Source organism: Staphylococcus sp. HMSC072H03 (assembly GCF_001809305.1).
In the GTDB taxonomy this organism is placed as follows: Bacteria; Bacillota; Bacilli; order Staphylococcales; family Staphylococcaceae; genus Staphylococcus; species Staphylococcus hominis.
Window position 1 is genome coordinate 1 of the sequence record NZ_KV796893.1, and the last position, 1,381, is coordinate 1,381.

Annotated in this window: 1 protein-coding gene; it reads left to right on the forward strand. The window is 25.2% G+C overall.

What is annotated here, in order from left to right; all coding sequences use genetic code 11:
* Nucleotides 1-192: 192 nt before the first annotated feature.
* The gene (locus HMPREF2578_RS07935; protein WP_070508374.1) at nucleotides 193-1,242 is read left to right on the forward strand and encodes an ACP synthase; all 1,050 of its coding nucleotides are present in this window, start codon (nucleotides 193-195) and stop codon (nucleotides 1,240-1,242) included.
* Nucleotides 1,243-1,381 lie beyond the last annotated feature (139 nt).

A 1,381-nucleotide genomic window follows, 5' to 3' on the forward strand; every position in this document is an offset into this window, starting at 1 on the left:
AAAGCTTTGGCAATTACAAAATTATAAAGCTTTTCTTGCTGCTTGGATTTTTTATTCATATAAAAATTCCTCCAATAATTTTTAGAGAGTCAATCAATATCATATAAATTATCTTCAATTGATTGCTATAATAAGCATAAATGAAGCATTATGATTAGACGCGGAACAAAAAATGGGGAGGGGGGGTATATATTGATACCTACGCTAGAAGAAATTATTGATAAGTATGGAAACTTAGTTGATTATTTGAAGTCGGATGTAACAGTTGAGGTTTATGAAGATTTATTGTTATTAAGAAGTTTAAGCGATTTAAATGAACATCAAAAGATGGATAGAGTTTCATTTATAAAAAAACATTTAAACTCAAACTTCGATTATTTATTAGATGATACTGAGTTTCGAAGTATCAATAAGATTTACAGTAATTTAAATATCATGACGCATATCAATAGTCAAAATAATAATTTTAAACGTAACCCATTTATAAATGAAGAACAATTGAAATCACTACTCGCGATAAAGAAAGTAGATGCACATATGAGTTATGATTCAAATATTACTTCAAAAGCATTAGCAGAAATAAATAAAACCCAAAAAAGATTAGTTACAAAGATAGACACACTCTATAACACGTCAAAAAAAGAAGATGAATATGTACGGTTAGGAGAAAAAATATCATATAAAAAATTGGAAGATCATTGGAAATATTTATATAATGAGATTCAGTTTTATAATATTAATAATCAATTGATTAGTTATGTTGCATTAGAACAGGAATATGCTTGGGCTTTTTTAAATGAACTATTTTATTTGATAGAATTGTATTTGAAGGCATTTAAAGGGCAAAAGAAAACAGATTATGAGTTTGAGAAAAAATTAAACGAATTTATTCAATCATATGTCATTATTTTACTTATAGATATACGATTACCTGTTGTTAGATTATATATTATTAGAGATATTGTAGATACATGTGAAGGAGAAAAAGATAATTACAAAAGAATTATACTAATAGAAAAATCTATTAAAAAGTATAGATACGTAAAAGATCAGATTAAAAGATTTAAAAAAGGATTAGAAGAATCGTTATCAAATGCAACTTTATCTATTGAACAAAATATGTTGAAAGTTAAAATTGATTATTATAAAGCCTACTGCTTTCCTAGAGAAAAAACAAAGCATAACAATATTGAGTACAATGTATCGTTGTTTTTTAAAGCATTAGATGCTTTAAAGAAATAGTTTTTCACTGAAAATATTTATAGATATAATTAAAATTAATTAATATTAAGCCAGGATAATATAGTCTTAATCGTTTTGAAATACAAAAAATGTTGTGGAAATCGCGCGAAATAATCAGAGGAATCATTTGAAATCATCG